The organism is Staphylococcus cohnii subsp. cohnii (genome assembly GCF_002902365.1).
GTDB lineage: Bacteria > Bacillota > Bacilli > Staphylococcales > Staphylococcaceae > Staphylococcus > Staphylococcus cohnii.
The window spans coordinates 16,878-39,533 of sequence record NZ_PPQC01000067.1 but is presented as its reverse complement, the minus strand read 5'-3'; the positions used below and the strand labels follow the sequence as shown (position 1 = coordinate 39,533).

21 protein-coding genes, 1 pseudogene and 1 riboswitch are annotated in these 22,656 nt (G+C 33.0%); of the genes and pseudogenes, 5 read left to right on the top strand and 17 right to left on the bottom strand.

What is annotated here, in order from left to right; translation table 11 throughout:
- The 5 genes from ptsP to auxA form a co-directional block, all read right to left on the bottom strand.
- Positions 1-1,652 (bottom strand): phosphoenolpyruvate--protein phosphotransferase (ptsP, locus tag CD032_RS11300; protein WP_103211513.1); only part of this gene is annotated, 1,652 nt, incomplete at its 3' end.
- A 1-nt stretch (position 1,653) separates the two neighbouring features.
- Entirely contained in the window at positions 1,654-1,920 is a 267-nt protein-coding gene (locus CD032_RS11295; RefSeq protein ID WP_019467646.1) for a phosphocarrier protein HPr, read from the bottom strand.
- A gap of 161 nt (positions 1,921-2,081) precedes the next feature.
- Positions 2,082-2,627: a hypothetical protein gene (locus tag CD032_RS11290; RefSeq protein WP_040030515.1), complete on the bottom strand. Its 546-nt coding sequence runs from the start codon at positions 2,625-2,627 to the stop codon at positions 2,082-2,084.
- 58 nt (positions 2,628-2,685) lie between these two features.
- The gene (locus CD032_RS11285; RefSeq protein WP_019467644.1) at positions 2,686-3,855 is read right to left on the bottom strand and encodes a class I SAM-dependent rRNA methyltransferase; all 1,170 of its coding nucleotides are present in this window, start codon (positions 3,853-3,855) and stop codon (positions 2,686-2,688) included.
- A 220-nt stretch (positions 3,856-4,075) separates the two neighbouring features.
- Positions 4,076-5,377 (bottom strand): lipoteichoic acid stability factor AuxA, encoded by a 1,302-nt coding sequence (auxA, locus tag CD032_RS11280; protein WP_103211498.1) that lies wholly within the window; start codon positions 5,375-5,377, stop codon positions 4,076-4,078.
- A gap of 239 nt (positions 5,378-5,616) precedes the next feature.
- Between auxA and graF the strand changes: the two genes are divergently transcribed.
- Positions 5,617-5,751, top strand: coding sequence for a glycopeptide resistance-associated protein GraF (gene graF / locus CD032_RS13190; RefSeq protein ID WP_019467642.1), 135 nt, complete (start codon positions 5,617-5,619; stop codon positions 5,749-5,751).
- 122 nt (positions 5,752-5,873) lie between these two features.
- Here the strand turns inward: graF and CD032_RS11275 are convergent.
- Positions 5,874-6,292, bottom strand: a pseudogene (locus tag CD032_RS11275) (transposase); the annotation flags it as partial.
- 541 nt (positions 6,293-6,833) lie between these two features.
- A riboswitch (TPP riboswitch) is annotated at positions 6,834-6,935 on the top strand.
- 74 nt (positions 6,936-7,009) lie between these two features.
- Here CD032_RS11275 and CD032_RS11270 point away from each other — a divergent pair.
- Genes CD032_RS11270 through CD032_RS11260 form a run of 3 tightly spaced genes read left to right on the top strand, consistent with a single transcriptional unit; the run spans position 7,010 to position 9,818 of the window.
- Positions 7,010-7,585 (top strand): ECF transporter S component, encoded by a 576-nt coding sequence (locus CD032_RS11270; protein ID WP_019468131.1) that lies wholly within the window; start codon positions 7,010-7,012, stop codon positions 7,583-7,585.
- 12 nt (positions 7,586-7,597) lie between these two features.
- Positions 7,598-9,019, top strand: a complete 1,422-nt coding sequence (locus CD032_RS11265) for an ABC transporter ATP-binding protein (RefSeq protein WP_064264329.1) — start codon at positions 7,598-7,600, stop codon at positions 9,017-9,019.
- Positions 9,012-9,818, top strand: a complete 807-nt coding sequence (locus CD032_RS11260) for an energy-coupling factor transporter transmembrane component T family protein (RefSeq protein ID WP_019468133.1) — start codon at positions 9,012-9,014, stop codon at positions 9,816-9,818. The genes CD032_RS11265 and CD032_RS11260 overlap by 8 nt, the downstream gene beginning before the upstream one ends.
- Before the next feature lie 208 nt (positions 9,819-10,026).
- Here CD032_RS11260 and purD read toward each other — a convergent pair whose 3' ends face one another.
- From purD to purE, 11 genes are read right to left on the bottom strand one after another with little or no spacing between them, the layout of a single operon-like run.
- Entirely contained in the window at positions 10,027-11,271 is a 1,245-nt protein-coding gene (gene purD, locus CD032_RS11255) for a phosphoribosylamine--glycine ligase (protein WP_019468134.1), read from the bottom strand.
- Between the two features lie 22 nt (positions 11,272-11,293).
- Entirely contained in the window at positions 11,294-12,772 is a 1,479-nt protein-coding gene (purH, locus tag CD032_RS11250; RefSeq protein ID WP_019468135.1) for a bifunctional phosphoribosylaminoimidazolecarboxamide formyltransferase/IMP cyclohydrolase, read from the bottom strand.
- A gap of 15 nt (positions 12,773-12,787) precedes the next feature.
- The gene (gene purN / locus CD032_RS11245; RefSeq protein WP_019468136.1) at positions 12,788-13,354 is read right to left on the bottom strand and encodes a phosphoribosylglycinamide formyltransferase; all 567 of its coding nucleotides are present in this window, start codon (positions 13,352-13,354) and stop codon (positions 12,788-12,790) included.
- 2 nt (positions 13,355-13,356) lie between these two features.
- Entirely contained in the window at positions 13,357-14,385 is a 1,029-nt protein-coding gene (gene purM, locus CD032_RS11240; RefSeq protein WP_019468137.1) for a phosphoribosylformylglycinamidine cyclo-ligase, read from the bottom strand.
- Positions 14,378-15,865 (bottom strand): amidophosphoribosyltransferase, encoded by a 1,488-nt coding sequence (purF, locus tag CD032_RS11235; protein WP_019468138.1) that lies wholly within the window; start codon positions 15,863-15,865, stop codon positions 14,378-14,380. The genes purM and purF overlap by 8 nt, the downstream gene beginning before the upstream one ends.
- The gene (purL, locus tag CD032_RS11230; protein WP_103211497.1) at positions 15,844-18,033 is read right to left on the bottom strand and encodes a phosphoribosylformylglycinamidine synthase subunit PurL; all 2,190 of its coding nucleotides are present in this window, start codon (positions 18,031-18,033) and stop codon (positions 15,844-15,846) included. The genes purF and purL overlap by 22 nt, the downstream gene beginning before the upstream one ends.
- Positions 18,026-18,697, bottom strand: a complete 672-nt coding sequence (gene purQ / locus CD032_RS11225; protein ID WP_064264333.1) for a phosphoribosylformylglycinamidine synthase I — start codon at positions 18,695-18,697, stop codon at positions 18,026-18,028. The genes purL and purQ overlap by 8 nt, the downstream gene beginning before the upstream one ends.
- Positions 18,697-18,957 (bottom strand): phosphoribosylformylglycinamidine synthase subunit PurS, encoded by a 261-nt coding sequence (gene purS / locus CD032_RS11220; protein WP_019468141.1) that lies wholly within the window; start codon positions 18,955-18,957, stop codon positions 18,697-18,699. The genes purQ and purS overlap by 1 nt, the downstream gene beginning before the upstream one ends.
- Position 18,958: 1 nt before the next feature.
- Positions 18,959-19,660 carry a phosphoribosylaminoimidazolesuccinocarboxamide synthase gene (gene purC, locus CD032_RS11215; RefSeq protein WP_103211496.1) on the bottom strand — a complete coding sequence of 234 codons (702 nt, stop codon included), beginning with the start codon at positions 19,658-19,660 and terminating at the stop codon, positions 18,959-18,961.
- Entirely contained in the window at positions 19,660-20,793 is a 1,134-nt protein-coding gene (purK, locus tag CD032_RS11210) for a 5-(carboxyamino)imidazole ribonucleotide synthase (RefSeq protein ID WP_019468143.1), read from the bottom strand. Before purK ends, purC begins: the two co-directional genes overlap by 1 nt.
- Positions 20,780-21,262: a 5-(carboxyamino)imidazole ribonucleotide mutase gene (gene purE, locus CD032_RS11205; protein ID WP_103211495.1), complete on the bottom strand. Its 483-nt coding sequence runs from the start codon at positions 21,260-21,262 to the stop codon at positions 20,780-20,782. Before purE ends, purK begins: the two co-directional genes overlap by 14 nt.
- Before the next feature lie 204 nt (positions 21,263-21,466).
- On the opposite strand from purE, the gene folD reads away from it, so the two are divergent.
- Positions 21,467-22,324 carry a bifunctional methylenetetrahydrofolate dehydrogenase/methenyltetrahydrofolate cyclohydrolase FolD gene (gene folD / locus CD032_RS11200; RefSeq protein ID WP_064264335.1) on the top strand — a complete coding sequence of 286 codons (858 nt, stop codon included), beginning with the start codon at positions 21,467-21,469 and terminating at the stop codon, positions 22,322-22,324.
- Positions 22,325-22,656: the final 332 nt, after the last annotated feature.

Sequence of the window (22,656 nt, the reverse complement as noted above, 5' to 3'; positions counted from 1 at the left end):
TGTGCCAATTCTTCCATTTCATTTTTACTTAAGCCTTTAATTTGACGGCGTGCTTTAAGAATTGATGTCGCACTCATAGAGAATTCATCTAAACCTAGACCTAATAGTAATGGAATAGCAGTTTCATCTCCGGCCATTTCTCCACACATTCCAGTCCATTTACCTTCTTTATGAGAAGCGTTAATCACTTGTTGCACTAAACGTAAAATTGCTGGATTGTATGGTTGATACAAGTATGACACTCGCTCTGACATACGATCTGCAGCCATTGTATATTGAATTAAATCATTCGTTCCAATACTGAAGAAATCTACTTCTTTAGCAAAAACATCTGCTAATGCAGCTGTTGAAGGAATTTCTACCATGATACCAACTTCTATATCATCAGATACTTCAATACCTTCATTTGTTAAATTTTCTTTTTCTTCTAATAATAATGCTTTAGCATCACGGAATTCTTTGATTGTCGCTACCATTGGGAACATAATATTTAATTTCCCATAAACTGAAGCACGTAATAAGGCACGCAATTGTGGTCTGAAGATCTCAGGTTGATCTAGACATAAACGAATCGCACGATAGCCTAAGAACGGGTTCATTTCTTCTGGTAAATTTAAATATGGTAGTTCCTTATCTCCACCTATATCTAAAGTACGAACAACAACACGTTTATCTTCCATTGTTTCAAGCACTTTTTTATAAGCTTCAAACTGTTCGTCTTCAGTTGGCATTTCGTCTCTACCCATATATAAAAATTCAGTACGATATAATCCGACACCTTCAGCGCCATTTTCAATTACACCTTTTAAATCATTTGGTGTACCGATATTAGCAGCAAGTTCAGCATGAACACCGTCAACAGTCGTTGTTTCTTCATCGCGTAATTTTTGAAGTTCTTTCTTATCTTCAAAGAAACGTTCGCGTTTGTTTTGGTATGCAATGACTTCGTCTTCTGTAGGATCAATTATCACTTCACCAGTCAAACCATCAACAATAATCATGTCGCCTTGTTTAACTTCTTGTGTTATTGATTTCGTACCTACTACTGCAGCAATTTCAAGTGAGCGACTCATAATTGCTGAGTGAGAAGTTCTGCCTCCAATATTTGTAACAAAACCTTGTACAAATTCCTTGTTTAATTGAGCAGTATCTGAAGGCGTTAAATCATTACCTATAATAACAACGCTTTCTTCAATCATACTAGGATTAGGTAACTCCACACCTAATATATGCGCTAAAACTCGTTTCGACACATCACGAATATCTGCAGCACGCTCTTTCATGTATTCATTATCCATTGCTTCAAAAATAGTAATGAATTGTCCAGTTACATCAGAAAGCGCAGTTGGTGCGTTAACTTGTTCATTTTTAATTTTATCTTCAATCGGTTGAATTAACTCTGGATCATCCAAGACTAATAAATGCGCATCAAAAATAGCAGCTTTATCGGCGCCGAGATTTTTTTCAGCATTATTTCTGATTTTTGTTAATTCAACTTTAGATGTATCAATAGCATTTTGAAACTTAGCAATTTCTGCGTCGACATCTTGAATCTTTTCACTATCGTATGAAAGATCAGGTTCAACTAATAAATATGCTTTAGCAATTGCTACACCATCTGAAGCAGCAATGCCATTAATATAATTAGACATATTATTTAGTTAATCCTTCTTTTGATAAGATATCAGTAATCGCTTCCATTGCATCTGTTTCATCACTACCGTCAGCATAGATTGTAATTTCAGCATCTTTACCTACGCCTAAACTCATAACACCCATGATTGATTTCAAGTTAACTTTTTTACCGTTATATTCTAATTGAATATCTGAATCAAATTTTGATGCAGTTTGAACAAGCATTGTAGCTGGACGTGCATGAATACCTGTTTCGTCAATAATTACATATGATTTTTGTTCCATAATATGATGTCTCCTTCGTATAGTTAGAATCGTTAGTTTATTATAAAACCTAGCATATTTTATATAATAACATTATCAAATTATACATATAAATTCAATTCGTTGCACCCATGATATGACAATATTCAGTGAATATTGTCTCTTTTTATGAAAACGCTCCACTATTCCATTAAAGATTTAGCAACCTTTTCACATTTTTCAATATGATCATCGCCGATTTTTTTCATAAAGTAATAACTGATAGAAGCTGAGATGGCTTGGCCTACAAGTGGGAACCATTTTGTCTGTTTTGCAGCCATACGTTTTGCAACGTCTCTGATAACCACTTTTAATATAGCATTAGATACTTTTCTACCGACAAATTGACTGCCTTGTATTGCAGCTGCTGTAAAAATACGTTCTTTTACATCTTCTCTCATCGAATTAACTTGTTTGTGATCTAAGCCATAAATTTTATTAACGTCTTCAATAATATCTCTCATTAATTTGATATCTACACCAAAGTCCAGACCTGGTATTGGTACAATACTCACACTCGAAGATAAAACTGATTTTTTTCTCACAATTGCTTGGGCACGTTTACGACGTTCATCCAATTCAATGTTCGTCGTTGGTATGCTACTTTTATTCTTTATATCTTCAATATTTAAAACTTTATTTCCGACTTTCTGTGTTACGTTATTAGTTATTTTATTCTTAAAACTCATGATATTCACTCCTTGGTAAAATCTAGTACTGTAAAATGATTACCCTATTTCAAAGAAATTACTGTATATTTACAAAAATAGCTTTCAAATATTTTGAAGGTTTGTAGTGTGGATGTGTTTTAAAATCTTTTGGTAATCCCATAACTTCTGATAATTCAAAATCAACTTCTGCACTATTTAACGTGTCTTTAATCATCTTCTTAAATGCTTTTAGTGAGTATGTACTATTATTTGTACACAATAATAAAGTTCCACCTGGAGAAAGTACATCCAAAGCACCTAAAATTAATTTATCGTAATCTTTCAATACTGAAAATGTTTTTTTCTTATTTCTAGCAAAACTAGGTGGATCAATTACAATTGTGTCATATAATAAATCATGACGGCGTGCGTAATTAAAATAATCAAAGGTATCCATTACAAATATATATTGTGTTTTTGGATCAATTGCATTTAAACCAAAATTTTCTTCTGTTAAGGTACGCGATCTATTAGCTAAATCAACACTAGTCGTTACTTTAGCTTTTTCTGCTGAGACAACTGAAAAAGCACCAGTATAACTAAACACATTTAATAAATATCTATCTTCAGCAAAGTGATCTCGTAATTTTTTACGCACCTCTTTTTGGTCCAAGAAAATACCCGTCATAGGACCATCATTTAAATCCACATTATAAAACGTGAAATTTTCTTCGATTACAATAGGAAATTCTGGCGCCTCACCATCAACAAATCCGCCAACTATCTGAGCATCTTTAAATCGCATTTTTTCAAATAAAGAATTATATTCAAAGGTATTTTTTAAAGCATTTAAAATTTGATAACGATATTTATAAATACCTTTAGAATACCATTGTATTAAAAAGTGACCGTTATAGTTATCAATTGTCAGTCCACCTACACCGTCACCTTCACCATTAAAAATTCTAAAAGCATTGGTGCCTTCAATATTATAAAAATATGCTCTTTCTTGTTTAGCGATTTCAAAAAGTTTCTCAAAAAATTGAGTGTTAACCACTTCGTTTTCGTCATAACTTAATACCCAGCCAAGACCTTTATGTTGTCTTCCGACATATGCAGTTGCAATATATTTTTGTTCATCGTTGATTAATGAGAATAAATCGCCCTCTTTTAAATGGTCATGCGCAAACACATCATCTTCGTCGATTAATGGATATCCATTTAGATATTTCGTTTCTTTACCTTTATTTAATGTGGCAGTTTTCATAATTATATGTCAGCCTTTCTAATAATTTTATAATTTATGCTTTTTTATTCTATCATCTCAATAATCATAGTAACATCATTTATATGTAATTGAATGCTTTCTCAATTCACACATAGTGTCGCTTTTTATTTAAATCAACAGGTTATCCGTGTCATTACAATCATGAAAAAAAGAACTGGCATATAGCTAAGACCAGTTCTTTTAAAATTATATTTACTTGTTAATCTTTTGAAGGTTCACGTAATTTAATAATGAATGATACAATCACCGCTATTAACATCACAAACAATATAGGCGTAATGAAAATAGACAATAATAGACCATGAACCATAATATTCATAAATTCTGTTAACAATTTGAAAAATAATATACTTACCATGAATAACTGCAGATAATAGAATTTATCTCTCAAGTAGTTTGTTAATGTCGTTAATATATACGCAATGATAATCAGCATCAATAATAATAAAGTAATCCATTCAATCACATATTGTGTTTGAGAAATTTCCCAATTACCTGAAACAAATAATGAATTTCTATTATTAAATTCTATGATTGTAAAGAATAATAATACAACACCACAAAATATTTCTACATAAGCTGATTTAACCCATTTTGGTATTTTCATCCAATTTGGTATATCATCCTCTTGTATATCAATAATATTCTTCCATTTTTCGATAAATTTGTCTTTTTTATCTCTTAATTTTTGAATATCAACACTTCTATGTGTTTTTCGAGTAAACTCAGTTGTCTTATCTTGTAAACTTTTCAAATGTTCTTTCGTTTGGTTTGTAACTGTACCTTTGCTTGTTCTCGATAATTCAGGTTCTTCTTCACCTAATTCTTGTTTTGTTAAAGGTAGTGCCCTTCTTAAAAACAAGAAATTCCAAATTGACATTTGACCTAATAACCACATCAATAAAAAGAATGAATTTACACTCAAAATATCAATAGGAATGATTTCGTCACTATCTATTCTTCCATATAACACGATTTGCGTAATTAAATAGCTTATACCATAACTGAAAATAATTAATAAATAATGATATTTTCTATGATTTGGATTTAATTCATCTTTATATACAATATACCCAATATGAATCACAAATGGGATGATAAAAATGATGGCAAAAAAACTATAAACTTGTGTCATTAAAATAAGTGTTATAATGAAGAACAGTATTCCTATAACTAAGAAGAAGATTGAAACATCATAATCATATCTTGTTGTTCTTAATAGAGTGAAACCAAGTAGAATAACTGCAATACCAAATAAAATAATTAATACTGCACTTATAACTGGGAAATTCCCTATATAATTACTCATAACTCTTATGATTTCTGCAAAAAATGCATTTATAAAATCCCAAACATTATGAATATGTAATTCAATTTTACCTTTGTCCTTTAAATCATGGATCATAGATAAATTTATTAAAATGATGAGACCTGTGAAGAGCGAAACGATGCCTATTATATAACTATATAATATCTCAGCGTGTTTCTTTAAAAAAGACATACCATTCACCTCAAAGTTATTATATATTAACATTTAGTTCTTGTCTTTAATAAATCAATAAATAAGTCTATAGTATGATAGAAAATAGTTGTACAGTCAAGTTTCCACCAAATATAATCATTTAAACAAATATTTCAAATTCAAAAAAATATAATCCGTTAAATCTTTATTGTTTACTTTTTAAATGAAGTGGTATATTGAAAGCATAAGTAATTTGAATATTGAAGGAGTGTTTAACTATGAGTAAAGAAGAATTAAATAAAAAAGCAGCTGAAAAAGCAAAAGAAGCTGAAGATAAATTAAAAGATAAAAAAGAATCTGCAGAAGAGAGCACTGAAGAAACGAAAAAAAATATTCAAGATACTTTAGATTAAAATATACGTTTTTGATTTCTAAATGAGCATTGCAATTTAACATAAAGGACTAATCCGTTTTATGAACTGCACCCTGTCAAGTAGACAGTGAAAAAAACAAAATGTTTATGGCTACCTTATATTTACGATATAAGGGTAGCCATTTTTAATGTTATTCTTTCTTGATTAAAAAATTCTATATATGAATTAATCGCTTTTATTGCTGTAGTCTTGTCTTTAAAAATCACTTTTTTTCACCTCTAAACAATTCACTTTTGATGGTTCCCCATACACCTTCCATAGGTCCATTATCTATGCAACATCCTGGTCGTGACATACTTTGTTTTATACCAAGTTGCTCTAACGTAACTTTAAATAATCTGCTTGTATATTGATATCCTCTGTCGCTATGCAAGATTATACATTCAGTATTCGGCACCAATTTGACTGCTTTTTTGAGCGTATCTAATACAAATTTATTGTTATTTGAGGTACTTAATTTATGACTAATAATCTGTTTGATGCCTAAGTCATAAATAGCACTTAAGTAAAGTTTTTCACCATTAAGTTGAAAGCTTTTTGATAAGTTTCAGTTGATAATTTTCTATGGGTCATAAAAAAGCTCCCTTCAAAGTTTACATTTTTAAGTGTCTACTTTGAAGGGAGCATATCATTACACGGATTAGTCCTTTATTAGATATCATGTCATTTTTTACCATGCATGTTTGCCTGAAGGTATGCTCTACTTAATCTGAGTCACTAGTCATTCATACCATCTTATTTAGGCGCTAAACGATACAAATATCCTAGCAAAGATGTATTTGAACAACAGAAAAACTTCAGCATAAGTTAAACACCACATATCATTTACCATGATTGGTAATTGACCTTAATTATTTACTTTTTATCATTATAAACGATGAACAAAACAATTTCTAACTACCAAAAATTACACAGCCATATCGTCAAATTTATAAAACGAATACGCTATATTTAACCTTACGTTATGTTGAACGATTTGGGTTATAATATTAATTTCAACGTGAATAGACCTTGACATAATGAATTAAAAGTCATACAATATAGTTAAAATTAAAAATTAATATTCGCACTAGGGGTGTTTTGTGACTGAGATGAGGTATACCCTCAAACCCTTTGAACCTGATCTAGATTAAACTAGCGTAGGAAAGTGTATCGTGATATGTTTTTGGTATCCGTATGCCTATATTTAACGCGCAACTTCTAGAAGGTTGTGCGTTTTTTTATTGGAGGAGAATTTATGTCAAAAGGTTTAAAACTATCAGAAATTTTAGTAACTGTACTTATAGCTGTTGTTTTTGCAATCGTTTATAATATTTGGACTTTAGTATATAAAGCAGTGCAGGTTTCTGGTCTTCATCTAGAAGAATTAACATACGGTGCGTGGTTTATGGCTGCAATTGTTGCATACTTAATCATACCAAAAGCTGGTATTGCCATTTTAGCTGAATTTGCAGCAGGTGCAGGTGAAACGATTGTAATGGGAAGATTTGATATTCCCACAATGGTCTATGCATTACTTCAAGGATTAGCATGCGAAATTATTTTCGCTATTTTTAGATATAAATCACGTTCGGCAATGGTAGCTATGTTAGCAGGATTTTTAGCATCTGTTGCGACACTACCTCTTGATTTTGCTTATGGTTATTTAGGAGAAATTGCGGGTTGGAACTTAACACTTTATATCGTATTTAGATTAATTAGTGGTATTGTTGTGGCTGGATTGTTGTCCTATTATATTGTCAAAATATTAGATCAAACTGGCGTAACTAAATTATTCAGACCTGCAACACAAAAAGATTATGACAATTTATAAGGAGCATAAAAGTTGATAGTCACTGAAAATCTACGTCTAAAATACCCAAATGGACAAAAGAAAATATTCGACAATTTATCACTTCATATTAAAGATAAAGAAAAAGTGCTTATACTCGGCCCTTCTGGTTCAGGTAAAAGCACGCTACTAAATGTTTTAAGTGGTATCGTACCAAATCTCATTGATTTACCGATGAAATACGATAAATTAGAGATTGATCATGATTGTGGTGTTATTTTTCAAGAGCCTGATAGTCAATTCTGTATGCCAAAAGTATATGAAGAACTCGCTTTTGTCCTGGAAAACCTACAAACACCACGACACAAAATGGATGCCTTAATTGAAACAGCACTTAACTCTGTAGATTTAAACGTAAATAAAGACCATTATATCAATAATTTAAGTGGCGGTATGAAACAAAAATTAGCTATTGCAGAAACATTATTACAGCAAGCCGACACTTTATTTTTAGATGAACCAACAGCGATGTTAGATGTAGCATCAACTGAAGATTTATGGAATAAGATTAAAGCCTTATGGCAAGACCAAACTGTTATCATAGTTGAACATAAAGTAGAACATATATGGCAACATATTGATCGTGTTATATTATTAAACTATGATGGTGTCATTATTGGCGACGCATCACCCGCTGACATATTAAAAAACTATGAACACCTTTTATCCGAATATGGTGTTTGGCATCCAAAAGCATGGGACAACGCACCTTCACCTATAGATTTACAACCATCTAATGTACAAAATGCCGATAATCATCTATTGCTTTTTGAACAAGGGTCTGTAAAAAGAAGAAAAAAAACACTTATTGATATACCGAAACTCAATGTTACTAGCGGTGAATGGATTACAATTACTGGTGCAAACGGTTCAGGTAAGACTTCCTTATTAGAATCAATTATGCAGCTCATTAAATATGATGGCACCATGTTTTTTGATGGCAAAAAAATCACTAAAATTAAAGAAGCTGCTAAAAATATGTATCTTGTATATCAAAATCCTGAACTACAATTTATTGCAAATTCGGTTTACAAAGAAATCTTCATCCAAAACAAGGCCATTTATCCTTCTATATCAGAAGCTAATGATAAAACTGTACAAATGCTTAAAATGTTAAATTTAGAAGATGTGCAGTCACAACATCCGTATGAATTATCAATCGGTCAGAAACGTAGACTGAGTGTCGCCATAGCTCTAAGTTCTTCATCAGATTATATTTTATTGGATGAGCCAACATTTGGTTTAGATAGCCATAATACTTTTAATCTAATTAAATTATTTCAGCAACGCGTTAAAGATGGTCAAACTATCATAATGGTTACACATGATCCTGAGATTATCGCACGCTATCCTACACGTAAATTGTATGTAAGAAAAAAACAAATACTAGAGATAGCAGGTGATAATCATGTTTGAAATATGGAAAAAACATTACTCCTTCATGGATGATGTGAATATCATTACGAAATTAACATTGGCCATTATTTTGTTTTTCTTTGTTATATTTGTACATCAATTTGATTACATGATTTATATTTGCTTATTGATGTTCCTATTTTTATTACTATTCAATGGTATAAAATTAAAAATTACATTTACTTTTATTTTCTTTACTATTACTTTCAGCTTAATTTCAGCTTTATTCATGATTTTTTATGGTGAAGGTACACATATTTTGTTTAAATTTGGATTTATTCAAATTAGCACCGAAAGTTTGGTCAGAGGGTTACATTTAGCATTACGTACAACAACCGTCTCATTTTTCGGTATCTTAATTGCTTTCACATCTGAAATTGTAATGGTCTTTTACAGTCTTATGCAACATTTAAAAGTTAAACCCAAAGTTGCTTATGCATTTATGGCTGCTATACGAATGGTTCCATTAATGATTAGCTCTTTAGTTCAACTTAGGAAATCTTTAAAAATGAGATATCAAATTATCTCTCAACAAAATTACAATATATTAAACAGAATCAAACATCTTATGATTCCACTTTTAAGCCAAAACATTAGAAAAGCACATCAACTTGCTGTTGCAATGGAGAAAAAGGGTTTTAAAGATGGTCCGCGCACCTATTATTATCATGCGCCTTTCTCGTATAAAGATGTTCTATTAATCATCGTTTTTAGTATCATTTTGATAGTTGCTTATTTCCTAACACTTCACTTACCGATTACTGGTATAAACGATGTTCGTATAAAAAATATATATTAACGATTACCTTATTTTATCCAAAATTCATTACTATCCAATAAATAAAGATAAGACAAAAACTAAACCACTTTGTCTTATCTTTTTGATATGATCATTTTCATAAAATAGTATGTGCTTGTATTTCTTTTAATAAAAATGCTATGTTAAAAACTTAAAAATCGTAATTTCTATACACTGCTAAATAGAAATTACGATTTTTTATGAATATTTATAGATGTCTTATTGCTTTATTACTAATATCTTTTCGATAAAATAACGCGTCACTTTGAATTTTTTCTGCAGCTTTATAAGCATTTGCTTTAGCGCTTGCAATATCATTGCCCTCTCCCAATGCTAAGATGACACGTCCGCCATTGGTTACAAATTTATCTTTATCTCGTTTCAAACCACTGACAAAATAATTACCATTTAAATCAAATCCTGAAACTACTTTACCTTTTTCGTAATTACCAGGGTACCCTTTAGACGCAAGCATTACACCAACAATCGAAGCATCTTTCCACTTAAAGGCTATTTTATTTTTAGCTTCTAAGTCTAAGATATGTTGCATTAAATCGCTTTCCAATCTTGTCAGTAATACTTGTGCTTCAGGGTCACCAAATCTTGCATTAAATTCTATTACCTTCGGACCATCTGCAGTTAAAATCACGCCAATATAAAGAACACCAAAAAATTCATAACCTTCCGTATACATAGCTTCGGCTATAGGTTGCGCAATCACTTCATTAGTAAGCTTAAGTACTTCTTTATTTATGTGAGGTACAGGGCAATACGCTCCCATCCCTCCAGTATTAGGCCCTTTGTCATCGTCATATGCACGTTTGTGATCTTGTGCAATACAATCAAACGGCACAGCGTAATCACCATTTACAAATGTCATCAATGAGAATTCTTCACCTTCTAAGAATTGTTCAAAGACAACCGTACCAAGCTCTTGTGGATACAATGAGTAAACTGCTTCTTCAGCTTCATCATAATTTTCAGCTATAATAACACCTTTACCAGCTGCCAAACCATCTTTTTTTAACACGATAGGATATTGGCATGTTTTAATATAATGTAACGCATCTGATTTGTTTGATATTTCTTTGTATTCTGCAGTAGGAATATGGTATTTCTGCATTAATTGCTTTGCGAATAATTTCGATCCTTCAATCTGAGCAGCTGCTTGATTAGGGCCAAATACTTTGATCTTTTTTGCAATTAACTTATCTGCTAAACCTTCAGTAAGTGGCTGTTCTGGTCCAATAATGACCCAAGAAATATTGTGCGCAACTGCAAATTCAACAATTTGACTATGGTCTGTTTCTGCTATTTCACAATGTACATTTGCAATATCTGACATTGCATCATTTCCTGGAATTGCAAAAATTTCATTTACGAGTGAAGACTGTTTTAACTTATGTGCTAAAATATGTTCTCTTCCACCTGTGCCAATGACTAGTACTTTCATAAATAATTTTGCCTCCAATATTTTAATGTTTAAAGTGTCTAATGCCAGTAGTTACCATTGCAATGCCATATTTATTAGCCATATCAATTGAATCTTGGTCTTTAATTGAACCACCGGGTTGAATGATGGCTTTAATACCATGTTGCGCAGCAAGTTCTACTGTGTCATCCATCGGGAAGAAACCATCCGATACCATTACGACATTATCATTAATTTCAACCGCACGTTCTATTGCAATTTTTGCTGATCCTACCCGATTCATTTGTCCGGCACCAATACCGACTGTTTGTTTATCGTTACATAAGATAATTGCATTACTTTTAACAGAAGCGACCACTTTCCATCCAAGCAACATTGCATTCCATTGCGCTTCTGTAGGTACACTTTCTGTAACAACTGTTAGGTCGTCACTTTTTATTAATACATTATCTTTATCTTGTATTAAATATCCACCTGAAACAGATACTATTTCTTGCTCATTATTATCGATTGTCATATCAATTTCTAATAATCTTATATTTTTCTTTTTACTTAAAATAGCTAACGCTTCCTCAGAAAATCTTGGTGCAATAATCACTTCCAAAAATATACTGTGCAGCGTTTCTGCCAAAGTGGCATCCACCGATCTATTTAATGCTACTATGCCTCCAAAAATAGATTGGCTGTCTGCTTCAAATGCACGCTGATATGCTTCAGAAATATTTGTACCAACGCCTACACCACAAGGGTTCATATGCTTAACTGCAACTGCAGCTGGCGTTTCAAATTGTTTAACTAATGACAACGCAGCATCTGCATCTTTAATATTGTTATAACTCAATTGCTTACCATGCAATTGTTTTGCGCCACCTAACGTATGGTTAGCATCAGAGGTTCTTACAAATGAAGCTTGCTGTTGTGGATTTTCGCCATATCTTAAACTTTCTTTATTTTCCTTAAAGAAATCAACAATTGCATGATCATATTGATTTGTATGTTCAAATACTTTAATCATCAATGATTTTCTATATGATTCATCTAATTGATTTGATTTTAGTTTTTCAATAACTTCATTATAGTCTGATGGATGTACGACTGTAGTAACGTGTTTGAAGTTTTTAGCTGCTGCACGTAACATAGTAGGACCACCAATATCTATATTTTCAATCGCGTCATTTTCTGTAACATTTGGATTTGCAACAGTCTCTTTGAATGGATATAAATTTACGACAACCATGTCTATTAAATCAATATGTTGTTCTTTTAATTGCGCTAAATGCTCTGGTTTATTACGGTCAGCTAAAATACCGCCATGAACAGCTGGGTGTAATGTTTTGACTCTACCATCCATAATTTCATCAAAATGTGTGAGTTCTGAAATAGATTTGACTGCAATATTTGCTTCAACTAACGCTCGCATCGTACCACCAGTCGAATATAACTCGTATCCTAATCGTTGGAGTGATTGCGCAAAAGGTACAATACCTGTTTTATTAGATACACTTATAATTGCCTTTTTCATGTTTATTGGCACCTCTTATTGAATAATTTTTGAAATAACTTCTGGATATAATTCATGTTCAATCGCTTTTATTCTTTCTTCTAATCGTTCTTTCGTATCGTCCGGTTTTATTTCACATGTACGTTGTTCAATAATTTCTCCTGTATCCATCCCACTATCAACGAAATGTACTGTTGTACCTGTAATATTGTCACCACTATTTAATGCTTGACCAATCGCATCTTTACCTCGATATTTTGGCAATAACGAAGGGTGAATATTAATGATACGTTTTTGATATGCATTTAATATATTTTCACCAATTAATTTCATATAACCAGCTAAAATAATCCATTCAACTTTTTCTGTAGTTAACCATTCAATGATTTTACGTTCATAGTCTGCTTTAGAATCAAAATTTTTAAGCTCATTAATATGTACATCTAATTGATACTTCCTTGCACGCTCAATACAATAAGCATTTACCTGATCTGTATATAATGCAGTCACTTCAATTTGAGGTAAATTACCTGCTTCTATTTGTGACATAATACTTTCAAAGTTACTTCCCGATCCTGAAGCAAAGATAGCAATTTTCGTCACTTTTATACCCCCGTCAAATGAATTGGTTCTTCACTTTTAATAATTTCACCAATTTTATACGCATTTACTTGTGTTTCTTTTAGTGTGTTTAATACTTTAGCTTCGTCATTAGCATCAACAACTATGGTAAAACCAATGCCCATATTGAATACATTGTACATTTCTTTGGTTGAAATGCTACCTTGCTTTTGTAACCATTCAAATATTTTTGGTGTTGGAAATTGTGTTACATCAATTGCTGCACCCACTCCTTGAGGCAATGCTCTTGGAATATTTTCTATAAATCCACCGCCAGTGATATGTGTCATCGCATGTATATGTACGTGTTCTTTTACAGCTAACACAGGTTTGACATATAATCGAGTAGGTTCTAAAAAGATATCCAAAAATGTGTGATTTTGATCAAATTTCTCTTGTAGATCAATACCTGATTTTTTTATTAAATTTCTCACTAAGCTATAACCGTTGGAATGTATACCACTTGATTCAAGTCCTATAATTACATCACCTGATTTTACGGCAGAGCCATCTATATATGCATCTTTTTCAACTGCTCCTACAGCGAATCCAGCCAAATCATATTCGCCTTCATGATACATCTCACCCATTTCAGCTGTTTCACCACCTATAAGTGCTGTATTCGTAGCTTCACAACCGTCACTAACCCCTTTGACTATCTGTTCAATAACTTCTGGAACTACTTTGTTAGTAGCAATATAATCTAAGAAATATAAAGGTTCTGCACCAGTAGTTAAAATATCATTGACACACATTGCTACTGCATCAATACCTATCGTATCGTGTTTGTTGTTATCAATCGCTAACTTTAATTTAGTGCCAACGCCATCTGTACCAGATACGAGTAATGGTGCTTTCATTTTTAACTGAGACAAATCAAATGTTGCACCAAACCCTCCTAATCCACCTAAGACCTCTTTACGCATTGTTCGTTGAACATGGCTTGAAATACGTTCAACCGCTTCGTAACCTGCATTAATATCAACGCCTGCTTGTTGGTATGCTTTAGACATTTAAATTACCCTCTCTATCAAAGTATTGTTTATGATTTGCTAAATATTCTTTTTGACGTTCACTTAAATGTTCAAAATAATCTTTTTCATAATCATAAAGACCTGCGGGATAATCACCTGTAAAACTTTCTACGCATAACCCTTTATAAGGTGCGTCTACTTCAAGGCCAATTGAGTCTATCAAACCAGGTACAGTTAGATAGGCCAAAGAATCAGAGCCAATATGTTCGCTGATTTCTGAAGGTGATTTATTCGCTGATATGAGTTCAGCAGTTGTTGAAACATCTATGCCATAAAAGCTAGGAAACATAAATTCAGGAGAAGCAATACGTACATGCACTTCATTTGCTCCAGCATCTTTTAGCATTTGAACAATACGCTTACTTGTCGTACCTCTAACAATAGAATCATCCACTAAGACGATATTTTTGCCTTGTACGATATCTTTTACTGCCGATAACTTGACCCTTACGCCTTGCTCTCGTAACTCTTGTGTTGGTTGAATAAATGTACGTGCTACATATTGATTTTTGACCAAGCCCATTTCATATGGCAAACCACTTTGTTCAGCATAGCCAGATGCTGCTGAAAGTGATGAATTAGGTACGCCAATAACCATATCCGCATTATCAACAGGACTTTCTAATGCTAATTGTTTACCAGATTGTTTACGAATAGCATGGACATTTTTTCCTGCAATAGTAGAATCTGGTCTAGCAAAATAAATATACTCCATAGCTGATATTGCTGTATTTGTATGTCTTGTATAAGATTCTATTCGAATACCTTCATCATTGATAACTACATATTCACCTGCATGAATATCTCTAACGAACTCTGCACCTAAAACATCTATGGCACAAGTTTCACTTGCGATGATATAGGCACCTGTTTTCATTTTTCCTACAACTAACGGTCTAATTTCATTTGGATCAACAGCACCATATAACGCATCCTTTGTTAACAGTGCAAATGTAAAACCACCTTTTATTTTACGTAAACTCTCCTGTAATGCTTCTTCAAAGGTTGGCGCTTTACTTTTACGAATTAAATGCATAATTACTTCTGTATCTGACGAAGAATGAAAAATAGAACCTTGATGTTCTAAAGACTTTCTCAAACTTTGAGCATTAATAAGATTTCCGTTATGACAAACTGCAACACTCATATCATAAAAATGGTACAAAAATGGTTGGATATTTTCTATACCTTTATTGCCTGACGTAGCATATCGTACATGACCAATCGCATGTTGATATGATTTAAATGCTTCCAACTGTGTATCTGTAATAGCTTCAGTCAAAAGACCAAGTCCTCTTTCTCCACTAAGTTTTTGGCCATCAGAACACACCATACCTGCCCCTTCTTGACCTCTATGTTGTAAACTGTGTAACCCCATATACGTCAATTGTGCTGCCTCATGATGATTCCAAATGCCAAAAACACCACACTCTTCATTTAATCCGTTGTAGTCATACATTTAGGAATTGCTCCTTCCCACTGATCATTCAATTGTTTCACATCACGTGAAATTATAGTGTCGTTATTTGAAACTACAAATTTTCCATTTTCTGTTAATGTACCAACTTGAATAGCATCTGCTATTTCCAATGGTTGATCGCCTTTTACAGCCACAACATAACGTCCTTGTGTTTCGCTGAATAATTGTTCATCCTTAAGATTTAAAGTTACATCTAAGCCCATTTGATAATGTGCACTAATACGAGCTAATGTCATTAACAGTCCACCCTTACCAACTGTTTGTACGTGAGAAGCAATGCCACTGCGGATTGCTTTTTTAATTGACTCTCCTCTTTTGACTTCATTTGATAAATCAATGTTTTCAACCTCATGATTCACTTTACCGTAAAGTAATTTTTCAATTTGGCTCCCACCAAAATCGCTATGTGTATCGCCTACAATATAAATCGTATCACCTGCTTTAGGCGTGAAATCATCAAAATAATCAATCGCTTCAATCAAACCAACCATACCTACAACGGGTGTAGGGAATATTGAAATTTCTTTTGTTTCGTTGTATAGGGAAACATTACCAGAAACTACAGGTGTTTTTAATATTTCACAAGCTTCTGCCATACCTTTAGTAGAATCTGCTAATTGTTGATAAATTTCTTTTTTCTCTGGTGATCCATAGTTCAAACAATCAGTCATTGCTAAAGGCGTAGCACCAACAGAGATCAAATTACGGTATGCTTCTGCTACTACCATCTTTCCACCTTCATATGGATTATTAAAAATATATCTTGCTTCACCATCAATCGTAGAAGCAATTGCTTTATTTGAACCTTCGACACGAACAACGGAAGATTGTAATCCTGGTTTGACAATAGTATTCGCACCAACTTGTTGATCATACTGTTCATATAAATAGCGTTTGGAAGCAATCGTTGGATGAACAAGTAATCGATTAAATATTTCTTCAACATCAATGTCACTATAGTCATTTTGTGGTTCATTATATAGAGGTGTTTCACCATCAAGCACATATACAGGGGCTTCATCAGATAATGGTTGTACTGGTATATCAGCGAAAATTTCATCTTCATATGTAAGGACAAAACGATCTGTATCTGTAACTTCACCGATAACTGCACTATCCAATTCGTGTTTATCAAATAAATTCAAAAATTTAGCTTCAGAGCCTTTTTCTACTACTAATAGCATACGTTCTTGGGTTTCAGAGAGCATCATTTCATAAGGAGAAATACCTTTTTCTCTAGTTGGTACTTTTTCTAATTGTAGATGTAAACCACTTCCACCTTTAGCAGCCATTTCTGACGAGGATGATGTTAATCCCGCTGCCCCCATATCTTGAATACCAACTAACTCATCGAATGTAATTGCTTCTAAAGTTGCCTCCATTAATTTTTTCCCAACGAATGGGTCTCCGATTTGTACAGAAGGTCTTTTACTTTCACTATCTTCACTTAACTCTTCTGATGCAAAAGTTGCACCATGAATACCGTCACGTCCTGTTTTCAATCCTACATATATAACCGAATTTCCCGAACCTTTAGCAGTACCTTTTTGAATTTTATCGTGATCAATAATACCCACACACATTGCGTTCACCAGTGGATTGCCATCATATCTACCATCAAACTCTATCTCACCCGCTGTAGTTGGAATTCCAATACAATTACCATAGCCACCAATACCGGCTACTACACCACGTAATAAACGACGATTTTGTTTTTCTGTCAATTCACCAAAGCGTAAACTATTCAATAAATTTATTGGTCTAGCACCGATGGAAACAATATCTCGTATAATGCCTCCTACACCAGTAGCAGCACCTTGATAGGGTTCAACAGCTGAAGGATGATTATGTGATTCAACTTTAAATACCACTGCTTGATTGTCACCAATATCTACCACGCCCGCACCTTCACCAGGCCCCATCAATACATGTTCACCTGAAGTTGGAAACTGAGTTAAAAATGGTTTTGAATGCTTATAAGAACAATGTTCACTCCACATTACAGAGAAAATGCCAATTTCAGTAAAATTGGGTTCACGACCTAGAATTTCACATACTTTATCGTATTCTGACTCCGATAATCCCATATCTTTATATAGTTTTTCTAACTTAATTTCTTCCACACTTGGTTCAATAAACTTAGACATTTTGTTCCCTCCAACTATTTACCATTGCTTCAAATAATTTAACGCCACTATCAGTTCCTAATAAAGATTCCATTGCGCGTTCGGGATGTGGCATCATGCCACAAACATTTCCATTTTCATTGACAATACCTGCAATATCATTGTATGAACCATTGGGATTATCCTTGTACTTTAAAATGATTTGATTATTTTCTTCTAATCTGTCATACATTTCTGATGTACAATAGTAATGACCTTCACCATGCGCTACAGGATATATTACTGTTTCATTTTCTTCATATAATTTGGTATAAGGCGTTTGGTTATTTACAACTTTTAACAGCTCATTTCGGCTTACAAATAAATGTGAGTCATTATGCAATAAAGCACCTGGAAGCAAACCTATCTCTGTAAGAATTTGAAATCCATTACAGACACCTAATACTGGTTTTCCTTCATATGCGAAACGTTTAACTTCTTCAGTGATAGGTGCAACACTTGCCATCGCACCTGAACGTAAGTAGTCACCAAAAGAAAAACCACCAGGTATTAACACGCCATCAAAACCTTCTAAAGATGTATTTCTATAGTCCACATATTCTGCTTCTACGCCGGATCTCAATGCTGCATTATACATATCTCTATCACAATTAGACCCTGGGAATTTTAGCACTGCAAATTTCATTATGCTTTCTCCCCTTCTTCCAATACTTTATAGCTATATTCCTCAATAACTGTATTTGCAAATAGTTTTTCGCTTAAAGTAGTAACGACATTGTGGACTGCAGCATCAGTAGCTTCATCAACCGTCATGTACAATAATTTACCAACACGTATATCATTAACTTGTGTGTATCCTAAGTCATGCACTGCACGATTTAAAGCTTGTCCTTGTGTATCTAATACTTGTGGTTGTAATGTGATATGCAATTCAATTGTTTTCATTTTATAGTTCCTCCAATTTATTAAGAAAAGTTTGATAAGTTTCTATGATTGAACCCGTATCTTCACGATAAACATCTTTATCAAAATTTGTATCACTATATTTATCCCAAATACGACATGTATCTGGTGAAATTTCATCTGCTAAAAAAATTTGGCCATCCTCGCTGCGTCCAAATTCTATTTTGAAATCTACAAGTCGTAAATCCATACCATCCATTAATTCAATCAACACTGTATTTATTGTTTTTGCTGCTTCTTTTAATTTTTCAATTTCTTCTTTACTAGCTAAATGTAATAACTGTATGTGATCTTCTGTAATTAAAGGATCATTTAAATCATCGTTTTTATAGAAAAATTCAACTAAAGGACTTTCAAACGTATGTCCTTTATCAAAGCCTAATCTCTTTGTTATAGAACCCGCAGCGATGTTTCTCACTACGACTTCTAATGGTATGATTTCCACAGATTTCACGAGTTGTTCCGTTTCTGATAATTGCTCGATAAAGTGACTATCAATATCACGTTCTTGAATAAAACTAAAAATTCTAGAAGTAATTTGATTATTTAAACGACCTTTACCTTCTACAAAATCTTTCTTCGCTCCATTGCCGGCTGTGACTTCATCCTTATATTCAATTCGAAGTACATCCGATTGCGCCGTAGAAAAAATCCTTTTCGCTTTTCCTTCATATAACAAAGACATTAGCCATGTCTCCCTTCAAAATGATTTAGTAACGTTTGTTCTGTTTGTTCTACATGATTTGTAAGCATAGTAAGGTGACCCATTTTCCGGTCAGGTTTGCGGCTTATTTTCCCATAAATATGTACATGCCATTCAGGATGAGCATCGAATTTATGTTCCAATAAATCTAAATCTCTTCCTAATAAATTCATCATTACACTAGGTTTTAATAATTCAATTTTTTCTGGTAAACGGTGACCTGTCACTGCTAATATATGTGTATCAAATTGCGAATAATCGCATGCTTCTATTGAATAGTGTCCAGAATTATGTGGTCTAGGTGCAATTTCGTTCACATACAACTGATTGCTTGTATCGATGAAAAACTCCACCGTGAACGTGCCTACAAAATGAATATGTTTGATAATCTTCTCAACTTCTTTGCGTGCCATTTGTTCAATTTGTGGTTCTACACGAGCAGGTACAACTGTCTTAAATAATATTTGGTTTTGATGTTCATTTTCTTGTAATGGAAAGTATGTGATTTGATTATCATTACCAATGGTTACTGTTAAAGAAACTTCTTTTTGTAGTTCTAAAAATTTTTCAGCAACACATTCTTGCTTATTAATTAATGTTTTAGCATTATCCAAATCTGCTTCATTTGTTATAAGCGCTTGCCCTTTTCCGTCATATCCACCAAATCTTGTTTTTACCATAAATGGAAAACCAATATTTTCTACAGCTTGAGATAAACTGTCTGTATCTGACAGCTTCACAAATGGTGCTACTTGAGTTCCGGCTTTTTGTAATGTTTGCTTTTCAATCAATCTATCTTGTAATAGTTGTATAGCTTGGTAACCTTGAGGAATATTATATTGAGAAACTAATGTTTGTAATTGATTCTCAGAAATATTTTCAAATTCATATGTGATAACGTCGGATAATTCACCTAGTTGAACAAGTGATTGTTCGTCATCATAGTTTGCATTTATAAACTGATGTGCTACATGTTGGCATGGACAATTTTCATCGGGATCTAACACAATAATTTTAAAACCCATTTTCTGAGCAGATTGTGCCATCATTTTACCTAATTGCCCACCACCTATAATTCCAATCGTTGATCCAAATGATAGTTTATTGAAGTTCATGTTGCATCTCACTCACTTTCTCAATCAATGATTTTTCATAATTTTCCAAATTCTTTTGGACTACTTTATTACCAATGCTGAGCATTCTGGCAGCAAGTATCCCCGCATTTTTCGCCCCAGATTTCCCTATAGCTGTTGTAGCCACAGGAATACCACCTGGCATTTGGACAATAGATAAGAGAGAGTCTAATCCTTTTAAGCTTTTAGATTCTATAGGTACACCAATTACTGGTAACGTCGTCATCGAGGCAACCATACCTGGTAAGTGTGCTGCACCACCAGCACCAGCAATAATGACATCATAGCCATCTTTTCTGGCTCCTTTAGCAAATTCATACATTAATTGAGGGGTACGATGTGCAGAAACAACTTTCTTTTCATACGGTATATCTAGCTGTTCTAACATTTGACAACTTTCTTTCATAGTCTCCCAATCGGAAGAACTACCCATTATGACTACCACTTTCAAAATGAACACCCTTTCAGAAATTTGAAATGTTATGACTATTAGATGTATATTACAGATATAGCATAACAACTAAAAATCGCTTTCTCAATCAAAAATCGAACTTTAATGCAAAAAAATCATTAAATTTTCGTCTTTTGGTTGAAAAACATGATGGTAATTATGTTAAAGTTAAGTAAAGTTCATACATTGGAGGAGGATTTTTTCATGGTCGCAAAAATTTTAGACGGTAAACAAATCGCAAAGGATTATAGACAAGGTCTAAAAGATCAAGTCGAGGCTTTACAAACTAAGGGTTACACACCAAAATTATCAGTAATATTAGTAGGTAACGATGGTGCAAGTAAAAGTTATGTGAATTCAAAAAAGAAAGCTGCAGAAAAAATCGGTATGATTTCTGAAATCGTACATTTAGATGAAAGTGCTAGTGAAGATAAAGTATTAAGCGAACTTCAACGCTTAAATGAAGATGACAGTGTGAGTGGTATATTAGTTCAAGTTCCACTACCAGATCAAGTAAGTGAACAAAAAGTTTTAGAATCGATTAATCCTGCTAAAGATGTTGATGGATTTCATCCTGAAAATATAGGTAAATTATATAGTGACCAACAAACATTTGTACCTTGTACACCACTTGGTATCATGGAGTTACTAAATCATGCTGACATTGATTTAGAAGGTAAAGATGCTGTTGTTATAGGTAGAAGTCATATTGTAGGTCAACCAGTTTCAAAACTATTATTACAAAAAAACGCTTCAGTTACGATCTTGCATTCAAGAACTAAAGATATGCATCAACATTTAAAAAATGCTGACATTATCGTTAGTGCTGTCGGACGTCCTGGTCTTGTTACTAAGGATGATGTTAAAGAAGGTGCAGTTGTCATAGACGTAGGTAACACACCTGACGAAAACGGCAAATTAAAAGGTGATATTGCCTATGATGAAGTTAAGGAAATAGCTGGAGCTATTACACCTGTGCCTGGTGGTGTAGGTCCTATGACGATTACAATGGTATTAAATAATACACTTATGGCAGAAAAAATGCGTAGAGGCATTGAATAACACGGTTCTTTCAAGAAACATATTTCAATAAATGCACAAAGTTGAGACATCTTATCTTTAACTACTAATAAATAAACGTCAATTTCTAGATAGTTGCTATAGAAGTTGGCGTTTATTTTTTGTAATGCTGCAGCATTTTTACTCACTGACCAATACTTGTCGTATCATTTAAAATTATTTTTAATCTTACTTATTCCTTTCAAATCATTTAGTTCAATTGTAAAAGCCTTCTATTATTTCAATGATATTCTGCCCCACTCAATATCTACTTTTAAATAATGTTCTAAAATAAGCCTTCTATGTTAAAACATACATTAAAAAATTTTTCTCGA

Bases quoted from the DNA above. Each gene is read 5' to 3' on its own strand.
- purF (WP_019468138.1), bottom strand. From the start codon at position 15,865: ATGTATGACTACAACGGATTAAATGAAGAGTGTGGTGTTTTTGGCATT.
- auxA (WP_103211498.1), bottom strand. From the start codon at position 5,377: ATGTCTTTTTTAAAGAAACACGCTGAGATATTATATAGTTATATAATA.
- purS (WP_019468141.1), bottom strand. From the start codon at position 18,957: ATGAAAACAATTGAATTGCATATCACATTACAACCACAAGTATTAGAT.
- CD032_RS11260 (WP_019468133.1), top strand. From the start codon at position 9,012: ATGTTTGAAATATGGAAAAAACATTACTCCTTCATGGATGATGTGAAT.
- CD032_RS11270 (WP_019468131.1), top strand. From the start codon at position 7,010: ATGTCAAAAGGTTTAAAACTATCAGAAATTTTAGTAACTGTACTTATA.
- purQ (WP_064264333.1), bottom strand. From the start codon at position 18,697: ATGAAATTTGCAGTGCTAAAATTCCCAGGGTCTAATTGTGATAGAGAT.
- purM (WP_019468137.1), bottom strand. From the start codon at position 14,385: ATGTCTAAAGCATACCAACAAGCAGGCGTTGATATTAATGCAGGTTAC.
- purL (WP_103211497.1), bottom strand. From the start codon at position 18,033: ATGTCTAAGTTTATTGAACCAAGTGTGGAAGAAATTAAGTTAGAAAAA.
- purD (WP_019468134.1), bottom strand. From the start codon at position 11,271: ATGAAAGTACTAGTCATTGGCACAGGTGGAAGAGAACATATTTTAGCA.
- CD032_RS11295 (WP_019467646.1), bottom strand. From the start codon at position 1,920: ATGGAACAAAAATCATATGTAATTATTGACGAAACAGGTATTCATGCA.
- purK (WP_019468143.1), bottom strand. From the start codon at position 20,793: ATGAACTTCAATAAACTATCATTTGGATCAACGATTGGAATTATAGGT.
- folD (WP_064264335.1), top strand. From the start codon at position 21,467: ATGGTCGCAAAAATTTTAGACGGTAAACAAATCGCAAAGGATTATAGA.
- purH (WP_019468135.1), bottom strand. From the start codon at position 12,772: ATGAAAAAGGCAATTATAAGTGTATCTAATAAAACAGGTATTGTACCT.
- CD032_RS11290 (WP_040030515.1), bottom strand. From the start codon at position 2,627: ATGAGTTTTAAGAATAAAATAACTAATAACGTAACACAGAAAGTCGGA.
- graF (WP_019467642.1), top strand. From the start codon at position 5,617: ATGAGTAAAGAAGAATTAAATAAAAAAGCAGCTGAAAAAGCAAAAGAA.
- purC (WP_103211496.1), bottom strand. From the start codon at position 19,660: ATGTCTTTGTTATATGAAGGAAAAGCGAAAAGGATTTTTTCTACGGCG.
- CD032_RS11285 (WP_019467644.1), bottom strand. From the start codon at position 3,855: ATGAAAACTGCCACATTAAATAAAGGTAAAGAAACGAAATATCTAAAT.